The organism is Parabacteroides sp. An277 (genome assembly GCF_002159645.1).
In the GTDB taxonomy this organism is placed as follows: Bacteria; Bacteroidota; Bacteroidia; order Bacteroidales; family Tannerellaceae; genus Parabacteroides.
In genome coordinates, this window is sequence record NZ_NFJB01000092.1 from 1 (window position 1) to 700 (window position 700).

Here is a 700-nt window from a genome sequence, read left to right on the forward strand (position 1 = left end):
GCGCGGATAGGGGAGGAGGCTCGCGCTGTCCGGCGGCGGAACACGGCTGTTCTCCGCGTGGACAGCGCTGTCCTGCTGATAGATTACGTCTATGCTATGCCTCCTCTTCCGGCTTATCCGTGATGCGGTCATAAGTCGCCTTGTCACGGATGTCGTTCAACGCCTTGCCGGGCGTGAACACGATTCTCAGCGGGCGCATCATGGTGGCCGCCTTGTAACCCTCTTCCGTGATAGACCCGGCACTACTCAACACGACACGCAGCGAGCCCAGTTCGCCCAGGTTGATGCTACGTCCCTGTTTGAGATTGAGGGAAGTGAGCCGCGCGAGGCGGTCCATGACCCCTTTCACATCCGCGCTCGAAAGAGCTGTTTCTTGCGCGATGGAATCACACAATTCATCAAACCCAATGTTGCCGTTGTTCAGCAATTGGGGATAATAGAGCTTGGCATCTTCGGCCGCACCCCTGGAAAAGTCCTTCCGTTGGACCAATTTGTAACGTATTCCCATGGTGTTTGTGGGTTATTGGTTAATAAATTCGTTTAACATCTCCAGATTCTTTTTAGCGGTCGCGCCCACCTGCGGGTCGTTTTGCAGCTGTTCGAGCCGGGACTTGGCTTCGTCCGTTTGCCCTTCATACATCAGCAGGGCGGCTTCGGCGAGTTGCTTCTCCGGACAGTCTTGCGCCTTGTCCAGGTAGCG

Annotated in this window: 1 protein-coding gene and 1 pseudogene; both read right to left on the reverse strand. The window is 56.1% G+C overall.

Annotated features, from left to right (window positions below; genetic code table 11):
- Positions 1–94 precede the first annotated feature (94 nt).
- Positions 95–508, reverse strand: coding sequence for an HU family DNA-binding protein (locus B5F77_RS15445; RefSeq protein WP_087332352.1), 414 nt, complete (start codon positions 506–508; stop codon positions 95–97).
- 12 nt (positions 509–520) lie between these two features.
- Positions 521–700, reverse strand: a pseudogene (locus B5F77_RS15815) (hypothetical protein); the annotation flags it as partial.